Annotated in this window: 20 protein-coding genes; 3 read left to right on the top strand and 17 right to left on the bottom strand. The window is 39.3% G+C overall.

All coding sequences use genetic code 11. The features are described 5' to 3' along the window. Positions 1 to 152: 152 nt before the first annotated feature. From HZF24_RS03530 to HZF24_RS03490, 9 genes are all read right to left on the bottom strand, one after another. On the bottom strand, positions 153 to 1,214 hold the full coding sequence (locus HZF24_RS03530) for a YkvI family membrane protein (RefSeq protein ID WP_218835245.1): 1,062 nt from the start codon (positions 1,212 to 1,214) through the stop codon (positions 153 to 155). Positions 1,215 to 1,435: 221 nt separating this feature from the next. After that, the gene (locus HZF24_RS03525) at positions 1,436 to 3,514 is read right to left on the bottom strand and encodes a stalk domain-containing protein (protein WP_179236890.1); all 2,079 of its coding nucleotides are present in this window, start codon (positions 3,512 to 3,514) and stop codon (positions 1,436 to 1,438) included. Between the two features lie 168 nt (positions 3,515 to 3,682). Continuing rightward, on the bottom strand, positions 3,683 to 4,378 hold the full coding sequence (locus tag HZF24_RS03520; RefSeq protein ID WP_179236889.1) for a redoxin domain-containing protein: 696 nt from the start codon (positions 4,376 to 4,378) through the stop codon (positions 3,683 to 3,685). 117 nt (positions 4,379 to 4,495) lie between these two features. Beyond that, positions 4,496 to 5,425 (bottom strand): D-2-hydroxyacid dehydrogenase, encoded by a 930-nt coding sequence (locus HZF24_RS03515; RefSeq protein ID WP_179236888.1) that lies wholly within the window; start codon positions 5,423 to 5,425, stop codon positions 4,496 to 4,498. Positions 5,426 to 5,437: 12 nt separating this feature from the next. Next, entirely contained in the window at positions 5,438 to 5,857 is a 420-nt protein-coding gene (locus tag HZF24_RS03510; protein WP_179236887.1) for a CC/Se motif family (seleno)protein, read from the bottom strand. Positions 5,858 to 5,972: 115 nt separating this feature from the next. Continuing rightward, entirely contained in the window at positions 5,973 to 12,002 is a 6,030-nt protein-coding gene (locus HZF24_RS03505) for an S-layer homology domain-containing protein (protein WP_179236886.1), read from the bottom strand. Positions 12,003 to 12,122: 120 nt separating this feature from the next. Next, positions 12,123 to 13,295: a hypothetical protein gene (locus HZF24_RS19325; protein WP_322790712.1), complete on the bottom strand. Its 1,173-nt coding sequence runs from the start codon at positions 13,293 to 13,295 to the stop codon at positions 12,123 to 12,125. A gap of 185 nt (positions 13,296 to 13,480) precedes the next feature. Next, the gene (gene spoIIID, locus HZF24_RS03495; protein ID WP_179236885.1) at positions 13,481 to 13,756 is read right to left on the bottom strand and encodes a sporulation transcriptional regulator SpoIIID; all 276 of its coding nucleotides are present in this window, start codon (positions 13,754 to 13,756) and stop codon (positions 13,481 to 13,483) included. Between the two features lie 74 nt (positions 13,757 to 13,830). Then, on the bottom strand, positions 13,831 to 14,532 hold the full coding sequence (locus HZF24_RS03490; RefSeq protein ID WP_179236884.1) for a M23 family metallopeptidase: 702 nt from the start codon (positions 14,530 to 14,532) through the stop codon (positions 13,831 to 13,833). A gap of 117 nt (positions 14,533 to 14,649) precedes the next feature. Between HZF24_RS03490 and spoIID the strand changes: the two genes are divergently transcribed. Then, complete coding sequence (gene spoIID, locus HZF24_RS03485) at positions 14,650 to 15,717, top strand: stage II sporulation protein D (RefSeq protein WP_179236883.1); 1,068 nt, start codon at positions 14,650 to 14,652, stop codon at positions 15,715 to 15,717. A gap of 115 nt (positions 15,718 to 15,832) precedes the next feature. Beyond that, positions 15,833 to 16,186: a HesB-like protein gene (locus tag HZF24_RS03480; protein ID WP_179236882.1), complete on the top strand. Its 354-nt coding sequence runs from the start codon at positions 15,833 to 15,835 to the stop codon at positions 16,184 to 16,186. A 47-nt stretch (positions 16,187 to 16,233) separates the two neighbouring features. On the opposite strand, the gene rpsR is transcribed toward HZF24_RS03480, so the two are convergent. From rpsR to HZF24_RS03455, 5 genes are all read right to left on the bottom strand, one after another. Then, positions 16,234 to 16,458 carry a 30S ribosomal protein S18 gene (gene rpsR / locus HZF24_RS03475; RefSeq protein ID WP_179237141.1) on the bottom strand — a complete coding sequence of 75 codons (225 nt, stop codon included), beginning with the start codon at positions 16,456 to 16,458 and terminating at the stop codon, positions 16,234 to 16,236. A 78-nt stretch (positions 16,459 to 16,536) separates the two neighbouring features. Further along, on the bottom strand, positions 16,537 to 16,995 hold the full coding sequence (locus HZF24_RS03470) for a single-stranded DNA-binding protein (RefSeq protein ID WP_179236881.1): 459 nt from the start codon (positions 16,993 to 16,995) through the stop codon (positions 16,537 to 16,539). A gap of 19 nt (positions 16,996 to 17,014) precedes the next feature. Next, complete coding sequence (gene rpsF, locus HZF24_RS03465) at positions 17,015 to 17,305, bottom strand: 30S ribosomal protein S6 (protein WP_179236880.1); 291 nt, start codon at positions 17,303 to 17,305, stop codon at positions 17,015 to 17,017. A gap of 109 nt (positions 17,306 to 17,414) precedes the next feature. Then, positions 17,415 to 17,570 (bottom strand): CxxH/CxxC protein, encoded by a 156-nt coding sequence (locus HZF24_RS03460; RefSeq protein WP_179236879.1) that lies wholly within the window; start codon positions 17,568 to 17,570, stop codon positions 17,415 to 17,417. 39 nt (positions 17,571 to 17,609) lie between these two features. Then, positions 17,610 to 18,398 carry an MBL fold metallo-hydrolase gene (locus HZF24_RS03455; protein ID WP_179236878.1) on the bottom strand — a complete coding sequence of 263 codons (789 nt, stop codon included), beginning with the start codon at positions 18,396 to 18,398 and terminating at the stop codon, positions 17,610 to 17,612. 185 nt (positions 18,399 to 18,583) lie between these two features. Between HZF24_RS03455 and HZF24_RS03450 the strand changes: the two genes are divergently transcribed. Then, positions 18,584 to 19,609 (top strand): M23 family metallopeptidase, encoded by a 1,026-nt coding sequence (locus tag HZF24_RS03450; protein ID WP_179236877.1) that lies wholly within the window; start codon positions 18,584 to 18,586, stop codon positions 19,607 to 19,609. Positions 19,610 to 19,640: 31 nt separating this feature from the next. Here HZF24_RS03450 and HZF24_RS03445 read toward each other — a convergent pair whose 3' ends face one another. The 3 genes from HZF24_RS03445 to galU are packed head-to-tail and all read right to left on the bottom strand — an operon-like array spanning position 19,641 to position 23,777. Continuing rightward, complete coding sequence (locus HZF24_RS03445; RefSeq protein WP_179236876.1) at positions 19,641 to 21,155, bottom strand: S-layer homology domain-containing protein; 1,515 nt, start codon at positions 21,153 to 21,155, stop codon at positions 19,641 to 19,643. Between the two features lie 32 nt (positions 21,156 to 21,187). After that, on the bottom strand, positions 21,188 to 22,900 hold the full coding sequence (locus HZF24_RS03440) for a phospho-sugar mutase (protein ID WP_179236875.1): 1,713 nt from the start codon (positions 22,898 to 22,900) through the stop codon (positions 21,188 to 21,190). 10 nt (positions 22,901 to 22,910) lie between these two features. Continuing rightward, entirely contained in the window at positions 22,911 to 23,777 is an 867-nt protein-coding gene (galU, locus tag HZF24_RS03435) for a UTP--glucose-1-phosphate uridylyltransferase GalU (protein WP_179236874.1), read from the bottom strand. Positions 23,778 to 23,833: the final 56 nt, after the last annotated feature.

Raw genomic sequence — 23,833 nt, 5'->3', positions numbered from 1 at the left:
AAGCATTTTATGGAATTATTATATCATATCTGAGCCGAGTGCAGCGCAAGCTCGCTTGCATTGCCGAGGCGATGGTATGATATATGTATTATACCCGATTAGCACTGTATTAACAATTAAAAAAATATGCTCCCCCTTACAGCAGGCATTTTTTATTTTTCTAATATTGATTTTTTTATCATGAAAAACAAAAATATAATTCCTGCATATCCGTTAATAACGTAAATAATATTAACGAGCCGATTGAAGGGAACCTTTAATCCGATTGCCGCACCTGAAACAGCCAATATAATTGTTGCTGCTTTAAATTTATACGTGTCTTCGTGGGCAATTCTCGAGGAAACTATCCACAACAGGGGAACAGCGGTAGTAAATATTTCAGCAAAAATGCTTAAAGAAAATATTATTGCAACAGAAGAACTAATTCCTGAAGCCAGCATAAGTGAAGGTATTTGAGAATATGCAGTTTTTTCTATGTTGGCCATTAAACCTACAGCTATAACCGCTATGGCTAAGGAGTATCCTGCTGCTCCAAAAATTGCTCCTGTGGAAGCAACCTTAATACTCTTTGTTCTCGCTCCTATGGATGACATAAAAACCGAGAGCAAAAGTATATTGAATCCGACGTATAAAAATGCTGAAAACAACCAATTACCCGATGCCTTCATAATATCCAGCTCAGGTATTACATTTGCATTTCTTAAGCCGTCAATATTTTGAAATATGGCTGTCAAGCCCAATAAAATAGCCATGGTTGCTATTACCGGACCTATCTTGCTGATTATATTGACTATGTTGTCTAAGCCGAATATCACCGTAACGATTGAAAGCGCTGCCATTGCAATGCAACCGAAGGATACATCCAATCCAAACTGCTGACTTAATGTCGCACCTGCTCCTGCAATCATAACAAAGAAGGACATATAGGCGAATATTACGGAAAAATAATCATATATCCGACCGATATTTTTGCCGCAATAATATAAAAATATGTCATTTCCTTTGTTAAATTTATGTATATGCCCTGCCGTAACAAAGCTGACCCCTGCATACATAAATAGAAAAAGCACAATTGCGGCACTTATTAAACCCATGAATCCATATGCGGCAAAATATTGCATTATTTCCTGACCTGTGGCAAATCCCGAGCCTATTAAAAAAGCAATAAACGCGCCTGCAATGGAATATACTTGTTTTACGTCATTATTAATCAATATATCCTCCGCTACTGAAATAATATTAAGTACTAAAGCTATATGATTAAAAAAGAAGTTTTATGCCATATAAGAATCCGGCAGAACATTTCCCCTCTGCCGGATTCGCATTTGTTTGATGACATTTCCTCTAAAACTATATTAAATTTACGGGGACATTCCTCTAAAGCTATCCCCATAGGCTATCTCCACTTTAGAGGTGTGTCCCACCTTTTATCCTTTTAAATTCCTGTTTCGTCAAGCTTATTTAAATCGTAACTGTTTATTAAATTCACAAGCTTTATAGCATAAACAGGATCTGTTGCATAGCCGCATCTCTTAAGTGCCCATGCACCCTGCATACTGTTATACATAACCTCTCTGAACGGTTGATATCTGTCTCGTGTAAGCAAAAGATCCTTGTGATCATCCCACGCTTCATTAACATTGTTGTATGCTCTAAAACTATCATCCACTCTGAAAGAAACGCCGTTGTATACCTCCCACGTGTTAGACGTTACAGAACCGTTTGTTGACGAACCCTTAATACCAAACATATTGTATGAGAACTTTCCGTTATATTTATCAACCGGAACACTTTGACCCCATCCTGTTTCAAGAATTGCCTGAGCTGTCTGCAACGCCGCAGACATTCCTGACTTCTTCTGAGCGTCTACCGCAAGCTTAGAAGCAAAATCTAAAAATTTATCTTTTTCAATTATAGCCTGGGCTGGATAGAGCTTACCTGTATAAATTGTAAATTTAACATCTTCCGTCTTAATAACCTTTCCTGCATATGATGACTCCGCTCTCAGACTCCATGACCCTCCGTCGCCTGCAGCAGGAGTGAATGTTTGTCCTGTTAAAACTTTCTGCTCTCCCGTGTCTGTATTAGTTAAAATATATTTTACACTATCTAATGTTACATTGCTTCCTACCTTTAAATTTACCGTATCTGTGACCACTTGCCCCGGGGCAACGCTTTGTAACGATACCTTAGGATTTCCAGCAACATTAACATTTATTTTATTGCTCACAAAAGTATTCCCTGCCGCATCCTTAACTCTTACGTAAAGCTGTTTGCTTCCCGCCATATCAGGACCGGGGAACCATGTATAATTTCCGTATCCTGCTTTGTATAAAACAGTTTCGGATCCTGTATTAGCATCGACAACAACGTATTCGGTTTCCGACACTCTGAAATTTCTGACAGTTCGAAGCGTCACGGAGCCGTCAATTGTTTGATTTTGTGAAACACCTCCAAGTGAGAATATTCTGTTTGCTTCAACTTTCACCTTTGTGTACGGGCCGTAATAGGGGTTTCCCTTAGTGTCATATGCAATTACGCGCAAAGACATATTACCGTTATCCTCCATTTCAGGAACCATGGTAAATGACCCTAACGGATCTTGCTCTGAAGATATATAGTATGCTCCGGTATCAGGGTTTATTATTTCGTATTTGACATATAATGCTGCAAAATTCAATTCTGCAGTTAATGGGACGCTATCAATTGTTACCAGTTGACCTTCCGTCAATCCCTTAAGCTTAATATCGGGTATAATATTGACCTTAACGGGAATCGAATCTCCTGCCAAAAATTTGCCGTTTTTATCATATATTGCGGCAACAAGAACCTTAGATCCACTATCCTCCATAGCCGGAATCCATTTATATGAACCTGTTAAATTAGCTCCTTTTGCTATAACAAATCCTTTTTTGGTATCCGGGTTAAGAAGCAGGTATTTTATTTCAGCCGCACCTTTAATTTCACTTTTCGTTGTTATACTTAAGTTTGATGTGCCTGTTATAACTTGTCCCGGTTTAACAGATGAAATGCTGACATCAAAAAACGGCTCTACACTTGACTTTTCTTTTGGATTAATTACAACCGCTCTTTTATCATTATCCCAATCAATTCCTACTCCTAAGGCATTACTGACCAATCTGATCGGAACGAAGGTACGGTCATCTTGAATTAAAGGCGCCACATCACTTAAGTTGTAAATCGTTTCATTGTCTATCGTATATTCTATTAAATGGCTGTCAATTACAAGAGATACTTGCATATCATCCTTGGAGATATGTACTATTCTTTTTTCATTATCCCAACTCACTTCCGCATCCAATTCTTCAGCTATTATTCTAATCGGAACAAAAGTTCTGTCATTTTTAATAAATGGCTCCGGATCTGAAGTAACCCTCTTTCCGTCAATTATAATTCTGATAGGCCCGTCTGCATATGCCCTTGGCACAACATTAAACAATGCTATCACTAAAAATATAGCAATCAGAATACCACTAAATACTTTTTTTCTCATATTTTCACCTCTTTTATTACTTTTCTGCATTCAGTTATCAATCAAACGCTCATTGTCTTGCTTCTGATTAAATAAATACTTGTCCAACAAAGGTGCACACCTTTGCATCATTGATGGATACATTATATCATATAAATCGACATCTTTTGTTACGGATATATTGCAAGGTTAAATTAATGTAGAAGTCCCAAGAGTATTATAATCCGTATAGCAACTGTACCAGTTGTTACAAACTAAACCGGTACCCGACTGCCCTGTCGCTTTTAATAAAGCTTCCCTGAACGAATGAGTTGTTGGCATCATAACAGGATCTCCGGGCATCCAGTTTGCGGGGGTATAAGCATTATAAGCATCCGTTACTTGGAGAGAATCTATAATTCTTAACATTTCATAAGTATTTCTGCCACATGAATTAGGATATGTCAATATGCAGCGTATCCTTCCGTCGGGGCCGATTATAAACACATCTCTGACACTTTGCTCATAAATTCTGTCAGGATTTACAATATTATATCTCTTTGCAATATCTGCATTCCTATCCTCCAAAAGCGGGAATGGTACAAAAACCCCATAAGTTCTGTATATATCTACCAACCACTCTATGTTTGCAAAATTGTTATCTATTGTTAAGCATAAAATCTGTACATTTCTCTTTACAAATTCTTCATAATGATTAGCCAGTGCTAAAAGAGATGAAGTTGAAGTAGAAGCAAAGTTTCCCGGTTCATCTACCAGAACCACCCATTTACCCCTGAATTGCGACAATGTTATAACTCCTTCGGTTGATAAGGTAGTAAAATCAGGAGCCATCCTTCCGATAGTAATACAACCGGTATCTATATTATTATGATTATCTATACCCATATTTGCCTCCGTCAATAAGTAATACTATATACTATGAAAACGAATGGATAAAGTGAGATAAAATAAAAAGAAAAAGTGACAAATAAAGAATCATAATCTTTATTGTCACTAAATATACTAGTTAATTATATTAATCGGTTCCCCTTTTAAAAATGTTTCAAGATTCTCTATGGCAAAATCCATTAGACGCAATCGGCTTTCCTTTGGAGCCCATGAAATATGCGGTGTTATTATGCAATTTTTTGCTTTAAGCAGAGGATTGTCAGCTTTAATCGGCTCTGAGGACACTACATCAAGTCCTGCTGCATACACCTTTCCTGAATTCAGCGCATCTGCAAGATCCTGCTCCACAATAAGCTGTCCCCGGGAATTATTTATAATTATTACCCCGTCTTTCATTTTCCCTATAGTATCTCTATTTATTATCCCCTCTGTAGACGGAAACAATGGGCAGTGAAGAGAAATTACATCTGATTTGGCAAGAAGCTCATCCAAGGAGGCATATTTTGAGCTTCCGTCATATGCTACTATATTCATTCCTAAGGCTTCGGCAATCTTAGCAGTATTCTGACCTATACGACCATATCCGATAATTCCCATGGTCTTGTCTGCAAGCTCTATGAGAGGGTAATTCCAATAGCACCAATCCGCATTGTTCGTCCAATCTCCACTATGCACAGAATTCGAATGAGCACCTGCATGATGACAAATTTCCAAAAGTAACGCAATTGCCATTTGTGCCACAGCCGTCGTTCCATATACGGGAATGTTGGACACCGGTATGTTTCTTTCCCTTGCTGCCTTTACATCTACAATATTGTAACCGGTCGCAAGCACTCCGATATATTTTAAATTGGGACACTTTGAAATAACTTCTGCACTTAACGGTGTTTTGTTTGTAAATACCACATCTGCATTTTTAATTCTCTCATAAACTAATTCTACCGATGTTCTGTCATGGACAGTGACATCTCCAAGCTTCTTTAATCCTTCCCAGCTTAAATCTCCGGGATTCAATGTGTATCCATCTAATATAACTATTTTCAAATTGGTCACCTCTTAATCTTTTGAATTAAATCCTGAAACCGTTAATATTTTTATTCCTAAAAAGGAAGCTACGTCTATTATAACATCATTGTCCGGCAAATTAACAAGCTTGGATAAAAAAATATTAATTTCATCTAAAGATATTATATTATAATCTTCTTCCTTTTTTGGTTTTTTGGCAAATATCTCAGGTACCTGCACGAAAGCACAATCATTACCGGTCCTGTACTCCGGATATTCAATACATACATTTAATTTGTTTTTCTTATGTAAATAATTCTTTGCTGCATCAGTAATTTTAATAATATTTGCTACATCTCTAGACAACCTATTTCTCCTTTTCAAAATTATTTCATTTATACTTCTTGGTAAATTCAATGTTATTCTCCTTATGTCGTTTCTAAGTTGATTTATTATACCACTAATTACCATAAATTCATATGCTTTTCAATAAAATTATTACCCTGCCCCCCATTGGTTAAAATATCAAAAAAGACACCAACCCGTTACTGTTGATGTCTTTCATTAAGTATCTAATTTTAAAATCTTACTTTGTTTTTCTCACACCGTTTTCGTCCAAATTGTAGCCATCGATGGTGGCATTTCTTGCAAGGGAACCATCATCATAAAAATAATACCATTTATCTCCGATATCCTGCCAGCCCGTGAGTATCTGATTGTCGAAATAATATCTCCAGACTTCTCCGTCCTTAACCCAGCCGGTTTTTAAGGTATAATCATCATTGAAGAAATACCTCGCACCATCAATGTCATGCCAGCCGGATAAAGCCTTTCCATCTCTGTAGTAGTAATACTGTCCGGCATCATTCAGTGTCCAACCCTGTGCTGTTGCAGGATTAATGGTCAGCTTGATATATCGGTAAAGCATGACAGAAACTTCAGCACGTGTTGCGCTTGACTTGGGGTTAAACATATTTCTGTTATCTCCCGTCATAACACCCGATTGCTGCATTTCTGTAATAGCGTCTTTATAGACAATGCCTATGCTGCTGTCATCCGCATATGCAATAACTTCGCGTACCATCGGCAGCCTGTAGCCTACAGCTTTGGCATAGTTTGCAAATATGACCGCTATTTCCTCACGCGTAACGGCCCTGTCCGGTGCAAATTGCTGATTACCTGTACCCCTGACAATGTCATTTTTATATGCCCATTCCACATACGGCATATAATATTTGTCCGCCGGCACATCGGTGAAGCTGCTTGCAGTGTATTCATCGTCATCAACGCTGACCGTCCTTCCGAGTACAGTAACCAGCATTCCACGCGTCATTGCGGTTTCCGGTGCAAAAAAAGTATCCGAAGTGCCGGAGAGAAGTCCGCGCCCGACTGCATAATCAATATATTCCTCAGCCCAATGACTGCCGATGTCAGTAAATTTTGCACTTGGCTTTGTATAGCCCACACCGTATAATGATAAGTGGTCTGTAGTAATAATCAGGCACCTGCTGTCGTTATCATAAGTTGAACCGGGTATGCGGCTTACATTACCCTCTTCATCCACATATACGCCGAACAGATAACCCACAGCTTCATTTTCGCCTGGTGTATAATGTATGGAAAGAGTGGCTGTTCCGTTGCCAAGACTACTGACATTTACAATTTTTCGGTCACTGAAATAGCTTATGGTTACATTGTACACAGGTCGATTACCAATAAGTGACTGTGCCTGTTCGGAAAGCCCTGTAGCCGGAGCAATTGTTATAGTTACATCTCCCGAGCTCTGATTCAGAATTTCCTTCAGTGCTTTCAGGTCAAGTCCGAGAGAAACATTCGTGCCGTTTATTGCAAGCTCGGTTACTCCCGCACTGACAAGACTGTTTAAAGCTGTTCTGCTCAATGTCACCGACATTAAATCTCCCATATCCAGTACCACAGAAATACCGTTTGCGGTCTTGCCATGCTCTTTTGCATATAACTGTGCCTTTGCAATTGCATCCGAGATATCCTTATCCTCTATATTTTTATTTTCAACAGGAATAACTACAGTCACGGGATGTACCGGACTTTCCTCAGGTGCAATTACAATGCCTGATACAGCAGGTGCTGCCGCTCCCGTCGGTCCGGAACCCTGTGATTTTCCTCCCCGCACTATCTGTGCGGAAGCTGCTTCGGAAGCATTGCCTGCGGCATCCTTTGCCTGAAGTATAATAACCCCACTGTCTGCCGCCGTAAAGTTGTTTGATGCCGGATTCAGATGCCCCTTCAGAGTAAATGCTCCATTCTCATCTGCTTTTATCTGATCATTGCTGAGGTTGTCGATACTTACACCGTTTGTTCCGTCCGCAGTGATAACCGGTGTTGCCAGTACCACTGCGGCATTTGATTCTGTTGCTCCCGTAATACTGAACTCACCTGTATTATAGTTTGCAACAAAGGAATCACTGTCCAGCGTAATCATCGGCGGTACATCGTCGAGCCTCAGTCCGATATAATCCACCGTAATATCTCCCTGTGCGCTTGTCGCCGTAACCATAAGATTGAGTGCACCTTCAAAGTCTTCTGGAGTATAGAAGGAAAGCATCGGGCTCATATCATCCACACCATCCGTTTCGGCTATGACAGCATCCGTATCCATGCGTGCAACAACCATACGCGTCGGAGTCCAGTTTCCGTTTACAAAGGAGTTTATTTGTAATAAGCTGCTGCCGTTAATATAAAAGAGCTTCATAGAGTTTTCACTTTCCACGAAGGGTTCAGGCAGGTAAGTAAGCTTTGGGAAAACAGCCTTGGGAAGACGACATTCAAAGCTTTCTGCTTCCTCACTTTCCACAGGGAAATTGCCGTCAATGTATTTGAAGGCCGTTATACCGATTTTATAGTCCTTATCCGCTTCGAGAGGAGATAAGGTATCATCGCCGTTGCCTGCGGTGACAGCCATATCAAGGGTGTATTCACCGCCTGCATTTTCATCAAGATCATCTGACTTCAGCAGATAATTTGCTCCTGTTGAAATCCATTTGCTTCCGTCTTTCTGATACAGCCTGATGTAGTAGCCGTCCACTGGATCACCTGCAGGCTTCTTCCAGCTTGCGCGCATTACCTCGCTGCCTATGGATTTGAGTCCTACATTTAAGGGCTTCTTTGGCTGAATGTCGTTGTTATAGTCAACCATATTATCAAATTCATAAGCATGTGTCCTGATGAAAGCAATTTCATCCTCATCAACAGCTTTGTTCCCGTCAAAGTCATCATTAATTTCCTCCAGCAGCACCGTGGTTACATAGTAGCTTCCCGTCGGAACCGCACCACCGATAAGCGGAATACTTTCGTTTATTTCGCCATTTACCGGAACATCACTCTGAGATAACAGATAATCCGTAGCACCCTTTTCATCTCCTAAATATGTTCTGAGAATGTATGATGCGCTGCTGTCCATATCCTCTACCTGCCCGGTCATTTTCCCGTCAGCGTTGATACTCATGTTGTCAAGAGATGCGTAAGGGCTCGCATAATAGCAGACAATATCAAAGGGCTCTCCCGATGAATCAAAAGTCCATGTTCCTCCCACCGGCAGCTTGACCGTTACATAATTTTCTCCTAAGAAGGTATTTGCCGTACCCTCATTGGTTATCTCACCGTCGCTGTTAAATTTTGCACGGATTGCAGAAAATGTTGTGTAATCGGGATTCGTTATTTTATTTTTTATATCTTCAAAAAGCTCCTCGGAAGTTGCACCCGAACCATTCTTCAATATCAAGGAAACCGCAAGCAGATTAGGGTCAACGCTGTCCGAGATTTCAACCTCATACTTTTTACCCGTTGTGCCTATCTCATTTATATCAACACCCGTAATTCCCGAAGCATATGCACTTTTGGCAGTTATACCCGAAGGAGTTGTGCTGCCGGAAATTCCCATGATATCCGGACGGCTTGAAGCAAGCAGAACAAAGTTGTCATTCATTACAAGAATTCCCGTCTGCTCTCCGGTGCTTTCATTCAGCAGCGCTTGTTTGTAAGGACCGGGATTAAAGGGTTCAAATTTTTCCCACCATGCTCCCACCTTAATTCCCACATTTTTATCCTGGAATATATAATAAATACGGAAAGGAAGCCCCACGAAAGTTCCTGTATACGCAACCCCGCCATATCCCGAAATATTGCGGAATGCATTTTTAGCCGCTTCCTCTACGGTCGTGTTGGCAATTGAAAATTCAGTCTGCCCTCCCAAGGCAAGGTCTATTTGCGCGCTCATAAGAGTCATATCTCCCAAAGCCCATGCTTCTTCCGGAATCTGCACCATTCCATAAATTTTACCGTCCGCACCGAGCATTACATACATATTTTTACCGTCATTGCTTATACCTGAAAATGCCGATGCATTAATCGCACCACCGGCCCTAATGAAGGGCTTATCCTTGGTAATCGCAACATCCAGCTTCATGCCTCCGTTTACCGAAAGACCTTTGTACTCTTTATTACTGTATTTGCGAACATCCCCTCCGAGACCCACGTACCAGCTGTATTCATCAATAATTTCCATTTCAAAAATTTTCCCATCCGAAAGCTTTGCCTCGTAATATCCTGCTCCCACGGTGATGTCATACCAACCCTCGATAATTTCCAGCACGCTCCCTTTTGCCCCCACCGTAAGTCTCAAGGGCGGAATTGCCGAATAATCACCGTTTATTGTCTTTGCCAGGTCCTTGAAGCCTCCCCTTAAACCGTTGAACTCTCCGACCACAATCGGAGGTACAAGGGGTACACCCACCTCGGATGACGCACCAAGTATTAGTGTGTTTGGAATAAGTGCTCCCGTATAAATGCGTGTAAGCTCCAGCTCACCCTCCGCCTCAAACAAATCAAACACATTTACCTCAAGCTCAAATGCATAACGTTCCTCACCTTCAAAGGTGTTGATTTCAGCGGAAGCACTGCCTATCTCAAGCCCCATGAGCTTTTCCGTGTCAATGCTGCCGGATGCTTCCACCCCGTTAATCACGAAGGCACTGTTTTTTGTTCCCATGCCTAAACGCTTCATTTCTATTTTGGCAGCGTCAATAAACGGTGTGGATATACCCATATCCCCGGTAAAAATCAGATTTCCCAGCATATCTGCCGTGACGCTTTCCAGCCTGCACCTGGCTCCGGGTATATCGATGTGAATAATTGCGGCATTTTTATCCGGCTCCATTTCTATTTTAAGCTTGCCGTCAGTATATGAAAATTTGAGGCTGCTGTCGGGAGCCGTATTAGGCTTGTAGCATTTAAACGTAGGTGTGGAAAGATGAACATTTTTTGCTGTTACCGACCCGTTTGATGCCACGATGAACTCTCCGCTCCCATCCCATGTGGCAGTCAGCGAAGGTGACAGCTGAACCGCACCATTTTTAAAAACAAAATTGCCGGAGGACTGCTCAAAGGTACCCCGGAAAACCGCAACCAAATTGCTGCCGTAACGAGTTTTCAATTCCGTCTCATTTTCCCCGGGCTGAGCCGAAAATGCATTTGCGTTTTTGACTATTCCGAGGCAGGCCGCATTGGTAGGAATAGTTGCGGGGTCCGGTGGAATATTTGTGGCTCCGAACTCATACAAATCGCGGAAGCCCCAGAGTGCCCAGGATGATTCATCAAAACCAAAATCGTGATTAACGCTCACTGTGGAATTAACCGGAGAGTAATGAAACGAATGAGCATATCCTCTGATACCGCTGTGCAAATGTCCCCGTATGCCGGAATGCAAGGTTGGTATCCAATTTCCATGACCGTCCCACGCTTCTCCCATAATGTTTACATAACCTCCGAGAGCTACAAACTGATTGGCATAGGAAAAGGAATCCGTATACACCTCGCTAATGTAGCGCTCACCCTGAACAGGTTTAATTGCATCGCTTGTGGGATACAACAAAGACGAATAATGTGTTCTGGTAGTTTTATCACTAGGATAGTCATAGGTATGCGTATAGAAGCCCATACGGGGGCTTCCCGCAATATTGTGTCCGACACTGCCAAAGCCGTTATGACGGGTTATCACGCGTATGCTTGTGTTTTTGGGAGCGTTGCTGATTTTCACCTGGGCAAGCACTCCCCAGGTTCTTCCCGAATCAGAGTCATCATATTCTATTATCTTCCCGTTGTTTCCTGTCTGCGCTCCCTTGTCAAGCCTTACAAGCTCATATGTGATGTCAATCCTTGTTCCGTTATCAAACAAAAAATTCTGCGATAGCTTGGGATTTTCTGCATCCTGTATGATAGTCGCTCCTTTGCTGCGAGGATATATGGGTTGGCTCACATCCGTCTTTATCGGATCAATTTCTCCTCCCGTAAATGTCTGGGCATAAAAGGAGTAGGTTTCCGTTGCCCCCATTTTTTTAACATCCTCCAATGTCTTTTGAGAAGGAACAGTAATCATATTACCGTCCTGCAGTCTGATATAAAATCCTATGTAAGAATTTTGGAGATAATAATAACCGTCCTTACTTCCCACAGCAATTCCGCCTACATCCCTTCTCATTGCTCCCACATAGGCAAATGCGGAAGCAGGGAACAGGGTAAAAAACATAACCACAGTCATAACTGCCGCCATTACCCTCCTGAACATAAATTTTTGTTTCATTGTTTGCTCCTTTCGTAAAAGGGCATAAAAAACCCCTATTATAGTTTTCAATACTATTATAGGGGTAAATTCCTTTTTATGGTAGTAACTGACAGGTCTAAAAAAGTCACTTTTTTTTAATCAGAAAACATATTTGACAAGCTCTTCTCTTCCTGAAATGAAGAGCTTTTCGTACACCTCAAGCATAATATTCTTAACCCTCCCCACTGAAATACATTGCTGCTCAGCAATCTTCGCATATGGAATGCGACGCGCCACCATCTGTGCGATATGGTATTCCCTCAAGGATAATACAAGCGTAAGGTTATCCTTCGTAAAGTGGTTATGGAAAATAATCCAGTTTTGAAATGTTCGCATCCATTGTCTGATTATAACATCATACTGATTAGGAAACTCCTTTAAGATGCACTTTTCCATCAAACCTCCGAGAGCAGTCAAGTTCTCCGCAAATGGTGTAATGAAGCCGTGAGGCAGAGCTATTCCCATTGCCTCAAGCAAAAATCTCTTTGCCTTGTCCTCCTGTTCCAGCGCATGACAAGCCGTTGCACAACACAACCGAAGATATATGCCTGTGAACGTAAAGGTATTCTCAGGCTCATCAAGAGTCAATGCAGTCTGTGCCACAGAAAGCATTGCTTCATACTTGCCTATACATTGCAAATATTTTGCCCTGAGATAAAGAGCATAATAACGAAACTGCATGGGTACATCGTCGAAATTTCCTTCCCTCAGCCACTCAGGGGCAAGATTAGGTACTATACAGCTAACTGATGCGGCTGCAAGGGAAAGCTCAGCGAAAACAGCTACATCACCGCCACCTATTATTTTATCCTTAAGATACGCTTCTATTTCCATGTATGTATGATAATCTCCCAAGCTGATAACGGCAGCAACTGCTACGATGCTGGCACGAAGCTTTACGGCATCGTTGCCCTTTATACTATGAAAGTAGTCCATCGACTGCTGAAAATCCCCTCGAAAATAGGCAAACTCCGCCTCGTATTGAAGCCTTGCACAATCCTCCTTTACAGTATCCAGAATCGCTTCTGCGTTGTGCATAGGCATCGGTGCATTGGTCATTGAGACTACATGTGCCAATTCGGAAGACAGGGTATTTTGAGCGCATTTTTTCCCCCTGCGCGGGTCTGTGGGTTTTTCTGTGCCGGCAGGAAGCATCCAGGCTCTTCCAAGCTTCCTGGCTCCGAGAATGCGCTCCTGCTCACAAAGCTTCTGTACCCTTCGCAAGGATATATTCCATTTTGCTGCCGCTTCCCCTACAGTAATATACTCCATATGTTCCATAAATAATTTCACCGACTTTGCAATAAATTTAATCAACTATATTTTATACGCAATTACGAATAGAATCAAGCAGGGCTGCAAATTTTTTTTATGCCGTATAAAGCAATTTTATATTTTACTCAAGAAACACAAAAGACACCAACCATTACAGTCAGTGTCTTTCATCAAGTGGTTAATTACATATTGCTAACTTTGTCGTGCTCATGTGCTTCTTTATATTTTAAGCGAGTTGCTTTTCCTCCTCTGATATGCCTTTCAGACTTGTTTTTCAGCAAAACTTTTTTTACTTCGCTTGCAGCTGGAGGGTTCAGTTTGGGAAGACGTTCTGTTACATCCTTATGGACAGTGCTTTTGCTCACGCCGAACTTTTTCGCCGTCTGCCTCACGGTAGATTCAGTACTTATAATATATTCCGCAATCTCCATGGCTCTCCGTTCTATGTAATCTTTCATTATTAACCCCCTTTGGCTATACCGTCTTATTTACATTTTTATGCATTTCTTTGTCCTATTAGAACCTTATTGTGCTATTTAATATAGTCCAATGGATTAACATTTTTACCGTCTACAAGTAACTCAAAATGCAAGTGTGCTCCGTCTGCTGATTCAATGCTTGCTATTTTACCTACATTTCCTATCACATGTCCCTGCTGCACCTGCTCTCCCACTTTTACAGAAGCTGTTACTAAATTGCTGTAAACTGTTTTAATGTTGTTTCCATGGTCTATAATTATTTCCGTGCCCATTATTTCTGATGTGTTGACCGATTCTACGGTGCCTGCCAGTGCAGATTCAATCATCAACGTATCATTAGGCTTAATATCCACTCCTCTATGTACTCTCCATTCTCCGATTGCTTCATAATAAATTAGGTCATCCATTGTAAACTCTCTGATAATTTCCCCATCCAGCGGCAATTTCATCGTATTGAGATTATCAGAATTCTCACTGTCTTTCTCGTCTTCTTCATCTTTAGCATTCTCGTATCCTTCCATTATACTTCTATTTTCTTCCTCGACAGGGTCAAGATTAACTCCGATGTTTTCATCTTCGTTCCTATTGTCTGCCACGTTATTTTCCTTACCGGAATTTGAAGTATATCTCCATACGATTGCTGTTGATAGTAAAACAATGCAAAGGGCAATGATAAAAAAACTTGTGTCCTTGTGTTTTAATCTAATAAAGAAATTTTTCATTTTTGTTCTTGCATTTTTAAATCTGTTTTTCATATAAACCTCCGTTACATGCTTCTTTATTATCTGAAAATAGTGTGTCCCATTTTTTTTATTTAATACAAAATTGTTCTAAAAAATTTAATTAATTCATAGTATGATAGTAAACTTACGATGAAGGGGTTGATTTTTTTGTTAAACCGTCTGATTTATGCATTACTTATATTTATAATGCTTTTAGCTATTCCAAATTTATCACTGAGTTTTTTGGAAAGTAAAATGAATGTAAATAATGCATCAACTGAGGCAGAGGATAAGATTTATGATAATAGCAAAAATATAAGCAAAAAAAACGAAGAGTTATTAAAAAAATCAAGTATTGAAGAACCGGAGCTTATAAAAGTCTATAATACAAAGACCAAAGAAATTATGGTCATAGATTTTGAAGAATATATAAAAGGTGTAGTCGCTTCCGAAATGCCTGCAGAGTTCAGCTCCGAAGCCCTTAAAGCTCAAGCGGTTTCAGCAAGGACATACCTATTATACAGATTAAAAAAATACCCGAACGGTCATCCCGACCATCCAGGTGCACCTGTTTGCACTGATATACATTGTCAGGCGTGGCATTCAAGGGATGATTTAATCGCTTTACATGACGAAGGCTGGTATGAACAGTATTGGGGCAAAATAGAAAGTGCTGTTACATCTACAAAAGGACAGATACTGACCTATGATAACAAGATTATTGAGCCGTTATTTCATTCTACCAGCGGAGGAAGAACCGAAAATTCTGAGGATGTTTTTTCGGCACCTGTTCCGTACTTAAGGAGTGTCGAAAGCCCTTACGAAGATGAAGCACCGCGAATGCATGGTTCAATCAAGCTGAATGTTGACGATTTTATCAGTAAGATAAAATCCGTATACGGTGATTTAAATATTTCAAGAAATAACTTAGGTGAAAAAATTATACTTGGAGAAGTAAGCGAAGGCGGTAAAATTAAAACAATCTATATCGATGACAGAGAAGTATCGGGGCGCGAAATAAGATCCCTTTTCAATTTAAACTCAACCAATTTTAATTTCATACAATCAGGCAATGAAATAGAAATTGTAACCACAGGATACGGTCACGGTGTGGGCATGAGTCAATGGGGCGCAGAGGGGATGGCTGATGAGGGCTATGATTATACAGAAATCCTGAAGCATTATTATACCGGGATTGAAATTGTCAGCATGAAATAAGAAGTAAGATCAAAAAAGACTCTGAGAAGTGGGTTTAGAGCATCTTTCGATTGCGCTCAGGATGACAATATGATATTATTAGTTTATAAAAATTAAATTATGAAAGGATAATGTAATGATTTTTATAAACGAAACAGCTTATAAAGAATTCAAGGAACTGCTGGATGAAGCTAATGTTGAATCATATAATATAAGAATTGATTTGGATAGATATGGCTGCAACGGTCCAATCTTTGGAGTTTATCCGGGAGAAGCGACAGAAGATGATGACGTTGACACAATTAATGAAGTAAATTTTATAGTCAATAAAGCGGTAAATAAGGAATTTGGCGGCTTCATAATAGTTTCAAACGAAGAAAATGGCGGTCAGGGAGTAGGGCTGAAGCCCATAGTGCAACCTGCATCAACAGGCGACAACGGAGGATGCAAAAGCGGCGGAGGATGCGGCGGATGCACCGGGTGCAATTAAAGAAAGGATTTGTGCAATTGCACAAATCCTTATTTTAATTATAGTTATTAGTCTGCTACGTATGGAAGTAAAGCAATAGTTCTTGCTCTCTTTATAGCTCTTGTTACCATTCTTTGATGCTTAGCACAAGCACCCGTAATTCTTCTCGGTAATATTTTACCTCTTTCAGTCGTATATTTTTTTAACCTTCCAAGGTCCTTATAATCTATATGTGTAGTCTTTTCCTGACAAAATTGACAAACTTTTTTACGAGGTCTTCTTTTTTGACCCATTCTGTCATTCCTGTCGCCTTTATCGTATCCTTGTCTTGAACTCACTTGATTTCCTCCTTCCCGGATTTCTAATTTATGCTAAAATGGGATATCTTCATCATCTACCGGTTGGAAAATGTCATTGTCTTCATCAGGAAAATCTCCGAAAAAGCTGCTATCCGGTTGAACGGGTTTTCCTTGCGGTGATGATTGACCTTTTCCGCCTCCGATAAATTCTACTCTATCTGCTATAATATCTGTTGTATATCTTTTCTCGCCTGCTTGTGTAGTATAACTTCCTGTAGAAATTCTGCCGTGAACCGCACATTCTCTGCCTTTTGCAAGATAGTTTGCACAGTTTTCTGCCTGCTTTCCAAAAACAGTTACGTTAATAAAATCCGCTGTAGGTTTACCTTGGCTTATCGCTTGTTGCTTTTTTTCACCAAATAATTCCTTGTCTACCGCTAATGTCAATCTTGTTACAGCCATACCTGAAGAAGGTATGAATCTTAGCTCCGGATCTCTGGCCAATCTTCCAATTAATACAACACTATTCATATCTTATCCTCTTTTTTTATTAATTTGATTCATCTACAGTGATCATGTGTCTAACAAAGTTGTCGCTGATTTTACAAATTCTGTCTATTTCATTAACAGCATCTGCTCCTGCAGTAAATTCAATAAATACATAGTAACCTTCTCTTTTTTTGTCAATTTCATAAGCAAGTCTTCTTTGACCCCACTCATTGACTTTTTCTATAGTACCTTGTCTTTCAGTTATTATGTTTTTTACTTTTTCAATTTCTGCATTTCTTACATCTTCCTCTAAATTAGATAGTAAGATAAAAGCACCTTCGTATTTCCTCATTCTGAGTCACCTCCCTTTGGACTTTCGGCTCCTACTTGCATAGGAGCAAGGATAGCGTAAATATTATAGCATTTAGCCATATCTAATACAAGCATTTTTTTCAAAATGTTTATTTCCCTATTCTATATTCAGCTTTTTCATTGCAATAGCTGCAAATTTCATTATCAGTTACCGTTATTTGCGGCGCTGCTTCCATGTCATTTACAAAATCGTCTATTGCGATTTCAACATGTTCTCTGCATGCATACATAATTATATCTTCCATATTTTTCACCTCAATAAGGCATTGTTCGTCATTCAACGATTATATTTCATACACCCTGCTTGATTTATCCCTGTAGGTCATATCCAGAAAAATTCCGGGATTTACATCTATTCCGTTTTCCTTCAGTATATTTTCCACAGTCTTATATGCCAATTGAGGAAAATTATTTTCTTTGCTCAGATGGCCTAGGAGAACTATTTCTTTTCCTCTTTTTACAACCCTTGAAATTAAATTTCCGGCAGTATCGTTGGACATATGACCGAATTCTCCCAACACTCTCCTTTTCAAAGGCCACGGATACGGACCGATGAGCACCATATCCTCATCATGATTTGATTCAACCAGCATTAAATCCGAATCCATCAGTCGATTGACAATTACTTCATTTATACAGCCGGTATCAGTTACCAGGCTAATTTTTTTACTGTTGTAAAATATATTGTATCCCACGGGATGAGCCGCATCGTGGGATATGTCAAAAGGCATTATCGTTAAATCACCGACCTCCTGACATTCCTCTAAAATCTTTATATTGTGTGATTTTATTTCACCTATTAACGGAAACATTGCTTCCCAGGTTTTTTCATTGGCATATACAGGCACATTCAGACGCCTTGACATTATACCTGCTCCCTGAATGTGGTCGATATGTTCATGGGTAACGAAAATAGCGTCAATATTTTTGGGGTCCTCTCCAATATTAACTATTTCCTGCTGAATTTTTTTGCCGCTTAAGCCTGCATCAACAAGAATTGTAGTATTTTCAGTTTTTATGTATTGGCAATTGCCGCTGCTTCCGCTGTATAATGAACAAAATTTTAACCTCAATTCGTCCTCCCCTTATGTAACTCAAACATCAAATTAATTCAATATATACTATCATAATTAATCGAAGTTTACAAATAATTTTATTTCATTAAACAGGTTCGTCCGTTACTAATACTTTTTAATCATATAACAAATTAAATAATCATATAAATGTAAATGAGAACATTATTTTAAAAGGATATATTATGATTATTAAATTGAAATTTAAGTCATTGTTTATATTTTCCGCCGTTATTTTAATAGCGGGAATTGCTTTCAATACGCTGTATAGCTCCGCACAATTAGTTTCAGCGGGAGAAGAGAATGATTTTATTAAATGGGTTGATTTCAGAGTGTCATACGAAGCAATGGATAAGGCATTAAAGGCAGACATAAACAGTATAGATGAGGAGGTAAAATTAAATTGGGTTGAAATATTGGCGTATCTGGGGACGAGGTACGGAGGTAATTTTGCCAGATACAAATCCAAAGACATGGATACTCTCATAAATAAGTTGAAAAACGGAGAAAGTATAGAAAGCTTAACTAAGGATTTAAAATATTACGACTACTACTATGAAGCGTATTCCGCAGTATTGGGTAACTTCGTCGGTCCATATGAAATTCAGGTCAAGGATGAAAATGACCCCAGCAAAAAAATATGGGTTAAGAAATACGGCCTGAAGGTATTTTCTCCAATAGCTGCCGGCTATAGCTACGGTCATTACGATGACTTCGGGAATTCAAGGAGCTACGGCTTCAGGAGGGTTCATCTCGGCAATGACTTAATCGGCTCCGTGGGTACTCCAATAGTGGCTGTTGAAACAGGAAGAGTAGAAGCATTGGGATGGAATCAATACGGCGGCTGGAGAATAGGAATCAGAAGCCTTGACAACATGAGATATTATTACTATGCACATCTGAGAAAAGGGCATCCCTATGTAAAATCTCTGAAGGAAGGAGATATCGTCTATGCAGGTGACGTTATCGGCTACTTAGGTATGACCGGTTACAGCACCCGCGAGGACGTAAACAATATAAATACTCCTCATCTTCATTTCGGCATGCAGCTCATATTCGACGAATCACAAAAAGAAGCCTTGGCTGAAATATGGATAGATGTTTATAAAATTGTAAAGCTTCTGTACAGAAACAGGTCAGCTACGGCATACAATAAGGATATCAATGAGCAGGAAAGGATATACGATATAAAATTTCATAATGTAGAATAAAAGATGGGAGTTTAATGACCTCCCATCTTTTCTATCTTTGAACTGTACTATATTTTCCTAATATTTTTATCATTATGGCTGCAGCTTCGGCTCTTGTGAGGTAATCATCAGGACTGAAGCTTCCCGAGCCTTTTCCTGATATGGCTCCGTTGATGTATGCTGTTTTAATTGCTTTGACCTCATTGTCACTCAATGAAGTTAAATCCTTGAAAATAGAATGGATGTCTAAATCCTTGTATTCATTGTTGTCTGTAAATATGCCATCTATTATACATGCGGCTTCTTTTCTTGTTATGGTACCTAAGGGCTTTAGTTCATGTTCGTAATTGTTTAAGAGCCCATAGTTTGCTAAATGCTGAATATATTCTGTTGCCCATGGATTTATGTCCTGAGCGTCTGTAAATGGTAACTCACCGTTTTTGAAAATTGTCGGTCCTTCATTTCCTATGATTTCTTCAGTTCCGATTACTTTTTCACCTTCTGCCACATTATTTTTTTGATTAAATTCATCAAATTTATCCAATGACTTGCTGACTAAAATTAAAAACTCTTCTTTAGTTATCAGATTTTCAGGATAGAAATTTGCTGATTCACTTACGATTCCTTCATGGTAAAGGTCCATAATTAATTTTCTTGCCCAATGGTACGCTATGTCTTCGAATACGTACCTGCCATGCTCAGTGTCACCGGTACGGGTTAGCCAGTTTCTTTCGATCCAGCCACTTTTATCATCGTTAACTATTACCTTGTACCAATAGTATCCGTTTTGCAATACGGGTCCTTCGTCAACTACAGCCAATGTATTAACTGCAACATCATAAATATATTTGCCTGACGGTACGTCTCTTAACTGATAAACGTCTCTTACACCGTCGATACGAACATAATCTCCCTTTTCATAGAGAGCAATGTTTCCTGAATTTGTATAAACAGGTGTTGGAACAACTAATGATCTGCTGGGTTTTCCGGTACTTGGTAAATACGAGAAATCAATGTTATTTATTGTTTGTCCATATTCTTTCTTGGCAATGTCATATATTAATTGCTGATACGTGTATTTTTTTGCATATGATGACAGCATATGAGGGTTGTTGCTCTGTGCCCAGCCATTGTATGCCCAGAGAGCAAAATACCAGTTTTCCAGCACATTAGGATCCATATTTCCTACACAAGCTACACTCTGATATGAGCTCATGCTCCATTTGCTGAGAAGAACGTCTGCGCCTGCCTCAATATTGTACATAATGTCATATTTCAGCTTGTTTGTATCATATCCGCCATTTTTGTTGTTTATCTGCATCAATCCGATACTTGTACCTGAAATTTTCGGACTTCCGTCCTTGTTAAAATGCTGATAAACCGACTCCACTCTCGCTATAGATTTCAAAATAACCGAAGGAATTCCTCTTTTCAAGGCAACTTCATCAATCATTTTTTCTATTTCCTCGCGGGACGGATTATAATCAGCATATACGAATGTGTTTAATACTAACACTGAAACGAATATTATCAAAATTATTTTTCGGGCATTTTTTAATATTTTCATATTTCTGCCTCCCTGATTTTGATTTAAACCTCTTAGCTGTGAATCTGTACTCGGTCAATTAGGTTTAACACTTCTTCTTTTACTCTTTTTAATACATTCATAGAATCAATTTTGTTTACACCCTTTATTGAAAAATAAATTTTCAGCTTCGGCTCTGTTCCTGATGGTCTCAGCACCAGCCACGAGCCGTCCTCAAATAAAAATTTTAATACGTCTGATTTTGGGTAATTTAACTTTTCAACGTTTCCGTTTGTAAGATTTAGAACTATACCTAATTTATAATCATAAAAATATGGTATATTCTTGCCCGCCAATATTCTGAGCTTGTTTTCTCTGAAATCATCCATAATGGCTCTCATTTTATTCAGACCTGTAAGACCTGCAAAGCTCAGTGATATTGTTTCTTCTATGTAATATCCGTGTTCTTCGTATATATCCTGAAGTATATCTAATAGTAGTTTCCCTTTTGTCTTATAATATGCAGACATCTCACAAATGAGCATAGATGCAATTACCGCATCCTTATCTCTCACGAATGTGCCTGCCAGGTATCCATAGCTTTCTTCGTACCCGAATAAAAAGCTGTGGTCCCTTGTTTCTTCAAAGTTTTGCATTAACTCTGCTATATATTTAAAACCTGTCAACGTATTAAATGTTGACACGTTGTATTTTTCCGCTATTGCTCTGCCTATTTCACTGGTTACTATTGTGTTGACAACAGCACCGTTATGAGGAAGCTTATCTTTTTCTTTCAACGAACCGAGGACGTAATTTATCAGAAGCGCACCTGTCTGATTTCCGTTAAGGGGTTCGTAGTCCCCTTCTGCGTTTTTTACGACGAGACCGACTCTGTCACAGTCCGGGTCAGTTCCTAAAATAATATCCGCGTCCGATTCCTGCGCCTTTTTAATTGCCATTTCAAACGAGCTGATTTCTTCCGGATTTGGAGATTTTACTGTTGAAAACTCGGGGTCCGGATTTTCCTGCTCCTTAACAACAAAAATATTTTTATATCCAAGCTCTGCAAGAACCCTTCTTACCAACATGTTGCCGGTTCCGTGCAGTGGCGTATAAACTACCTTGATATCCTTTTCTACATCAGAATTTAAGCTTAATTTCTTTATTTCATCTATGTATGATGTATCTACATCGTTTCCTATTACTGTAATCTTTTCGTTATTTTCAAGGTCAGAGCAAATTATATCCCTGAGCATAACCTTTTCGATGCTGCTTATGATGACGTCTGCATCTTCAACCACTTGTCCGCCGTATTGGTCGTAAACCTTGTATCCGTTGTAATCTGAAGGGTTGTGACTTGCCGTTATTACAACACCGGCCTTGCATTTAAAATGTCTCACCGCATATGACAGCTCGGGCGTAGGTCTTAAACCTTCAAACAAATATACGTTAATATTGTTCGCAGCAAATACACATGCCGCCTTTTCCGCAAACTCTTTTGACATATATCTTGAGTCATATGCAATAGCTGCACTTATTTCTTCATCTTTGTACTTTTCTTTTAAAAAATTACTGATTCCCTGTGTTGCTTTTGCAACAGTAACTATGTTAATTCTGTTAGATCCGGCACCGATTTTTCCTCTCATGCCGCCGGTTCCGAATTCTAATTCTCTATAAAATCTGTCTTCGATTTCATGATCGTCATTTTCTATTAATTTTAATTCTTCTTTTAATATATCGTCAACATATGGACTGTCAAGCCACATTTCATATTTTTCTCTACTCATAAAAATCTCCCTAATTTAAATTAATACCCTTTAAATAGTTCTTAAAGCTGTCTCTCAATTCTTCCCTTTTAAGTGCAAAATCAACGGTTGCTTCAAGAAAACCTATTTTACTGCCCACATCATACCTTCTGCCTTCAAATATATACGCATAAACCTTTTCTAATTCACACAGTTTTTTTAATGCATCGGTAAGCTGTATTTCTCCCCCTACCCCTTTACCGGTATTTTCAAGAATTTCAAAAATTTTGGGGGTGATAATATACCTTCCGAGTATCGCTATATCGGAAGGTGCTTTGTCAACATCAGGTTTTTCCACAAGATCACTGACGGAATAAACTTTATCGTTGATTTTTTGTCCCGACACTATTCCGTACTTGCCGACATCCCCTCGTGCTACAGACTGAACTCCTAAAATTGTTGAATTATATTCATCGTATACTTCAATCATCTGTTTTAAACACGGCTTTTGTGAATCCACAATGTCATCGCCCAATAAAACAGCAAAGGGTTCGTCACCTACAAATGATTTTGCACAGTATACTGCGTGACCGAGGCCTAGAGGGCTTTTTTGTCTCACTGTATGGATATTAATCATCTGAGAAATTTTTCTTATTTCTTCTAAAAGCTCCTCTTTATTTGTTTGCCGCAGATTGTTTTCGAGCTCAACGGCTCTGTCGAAATGCTCTTCTATAGAACCCTTGTTTCTGCCTGTTATAATTAATACGTCTTCTATGCCGGATCCTATAACTTCCTCTACAATATATTGAATTGTGGGCTTATCTACAATTGGCAGCATTTCTTTTGGAATTGACTTGGTGGCCGGTAAAAATCTTGTGCCCAGCCCTGCTGCAGGTATAATTGCCTTTTTAATTTTCATTTTTAACCTCTATTTATTCTATTTCACGGTCATAGCCGTCAATATATTTAATTGAT

The sequence above is a fragment of the Sedimentibacter hydroxybenzoicus DSM 7310 genome, from assembly GCF_013403245.1.
In the GTDB taxonomy this organism is placed as follows: Bacteria; Bacillota; Clostridia; order Tissierellales; family Sedimentibacteraceae; genus Sedimentibacter; species Sedimentibacter hydroxybenzoicus.
The sequence above is the reverse complement of the archived record's forward strand: the minus strand, read 5'-3'. Positions and strand labels throughout refer to the sequence as shown.

What these genes read in the sequence shown, in the direction of transcription:
- HZF24_RS03525 (WP_179236890.1), bottom strand. Translation starts at nt 3,514, where the DNA reads ATGAGAAAAAAAGTATTTAGTGGTATTCTGATTGCTATATTTTTAGTG.
- HZF24_RS03520 (WP_179236889.1), bottom strand. Translation starts at nt 4,378, where the DNA reads ATGGGTATAGATAATCATAATAATATAGATACCGGTTGTATTACTATC.
- HZF24_RS03510 (WP_179236887.1), bottom strand. Translation starts at nt 5,857, where the DNA reads ATGGTAATTAGTGGTATAATAAATCAACTTAGAAACGACATAAGGAGA.
- HZF24_RS03505 (WP_179236886.1), bottom strand. Translation starts at nt 12,002, where the DNA reads ATGAAACAAAAATTTATGTTCAGGAGGGTAATGGCGGCAGTTATGACT.
- HZF24_RS19325 (WP_322790712.1), bottom strand. Translation starts at nt 13,295, where the DNA reads ATGGAGTATATTACTGTAGGGGAAGCGGCAGCAAAATGGAATATATCC.
- spoIIID (WP_179236885.1), bottom strand. Translation starts at nt 13,756, where the DNA reads ATGAAAGATTACATAGAACGGAGAGCCATGGAGATTGCGGAATATATT.
- HZF24_RS03490 (WP_179236884.1), bottom strand. Translation starts at nt 14,532, where the DNA reads ATGAAAAACAGATTTAAAAATGCAAGAACAAAAATGAAAAATTTCTTT.
- spoIID (WP_179236883.1), top strand. Translation starts at nt 14,650, where the DNA reads ATGAAGGGGTTGATTTTTTTGTTAAACCGTCTGATTTATGCATTACTT.
- HZF24_RS03480 (WP_179236882.1), top strand. Translation starts at nt 15,833, where the DNA reads ATGATTTTTATAAACGAAACAGCTTATAAAGAATTCAAGGAACTGCTG.
- rpsR (WP_179237141.1), bottom strand. Translation starts at nt 16,458, where the DNA reads ATGGGTCAAAAAAGAAGACCTCGTAAAAAAGTTTGTCAATTTTGTCAG.
- HZF24_RS03470 (WP_179236881.1), bottom strand. Translation starts at nt 16,995, where the DNA reads ATGAATAGTGTTGTATTAATTGGAAGATTGGCCAGAGATCCGGAGCTA.
- rpsF (WP_179236880.1), bottom strand. Translation starts at nt 17,305, where the DNA reads ATGAGGAAATACGAAGGTGCTTTTATCTTACTATCTAATTTAGAGGAA.
- HZF24_RS03460 (WP_179236879.1), bottom strand. Translation starts at nt 17,570, where the DNA reads ATGGAAGATATAATTATGTATGCATGCAGAGAACATGTTGAAATCGCA.
- HZF24_RS03450 (WP_179236877.1), top strand. Translation starts at nt 18,584, where the DNA reads ATGATTATTAAATTGAAATTTAAGTCATTGTTTATATTTTCCGCCGTT.
- HZF24_RS03445 (WP_179236876.1), bottom strand. Translation starts at nt 21,155, where the DNA reads ATGAAAATATTAAAAAATGCCCGAAAAATAATTTTGATAATATTCGTT.
- HZF24_RS03440 (WP_179236875.1), bottom strand. Translation starts at nt 22,900, where the DNA reads ATGAGTAGAGAAAAATATGAAATGTGGCTTGACAGTCCATATGTTGAC.
- galU (WP_179236874.1), bottom strand. Translation starts at nt 23,777, where the DNA reads ATGAAAATTAAAAAGGCAATTATACCTGCAGCAGGGCTGGGCACAAGA.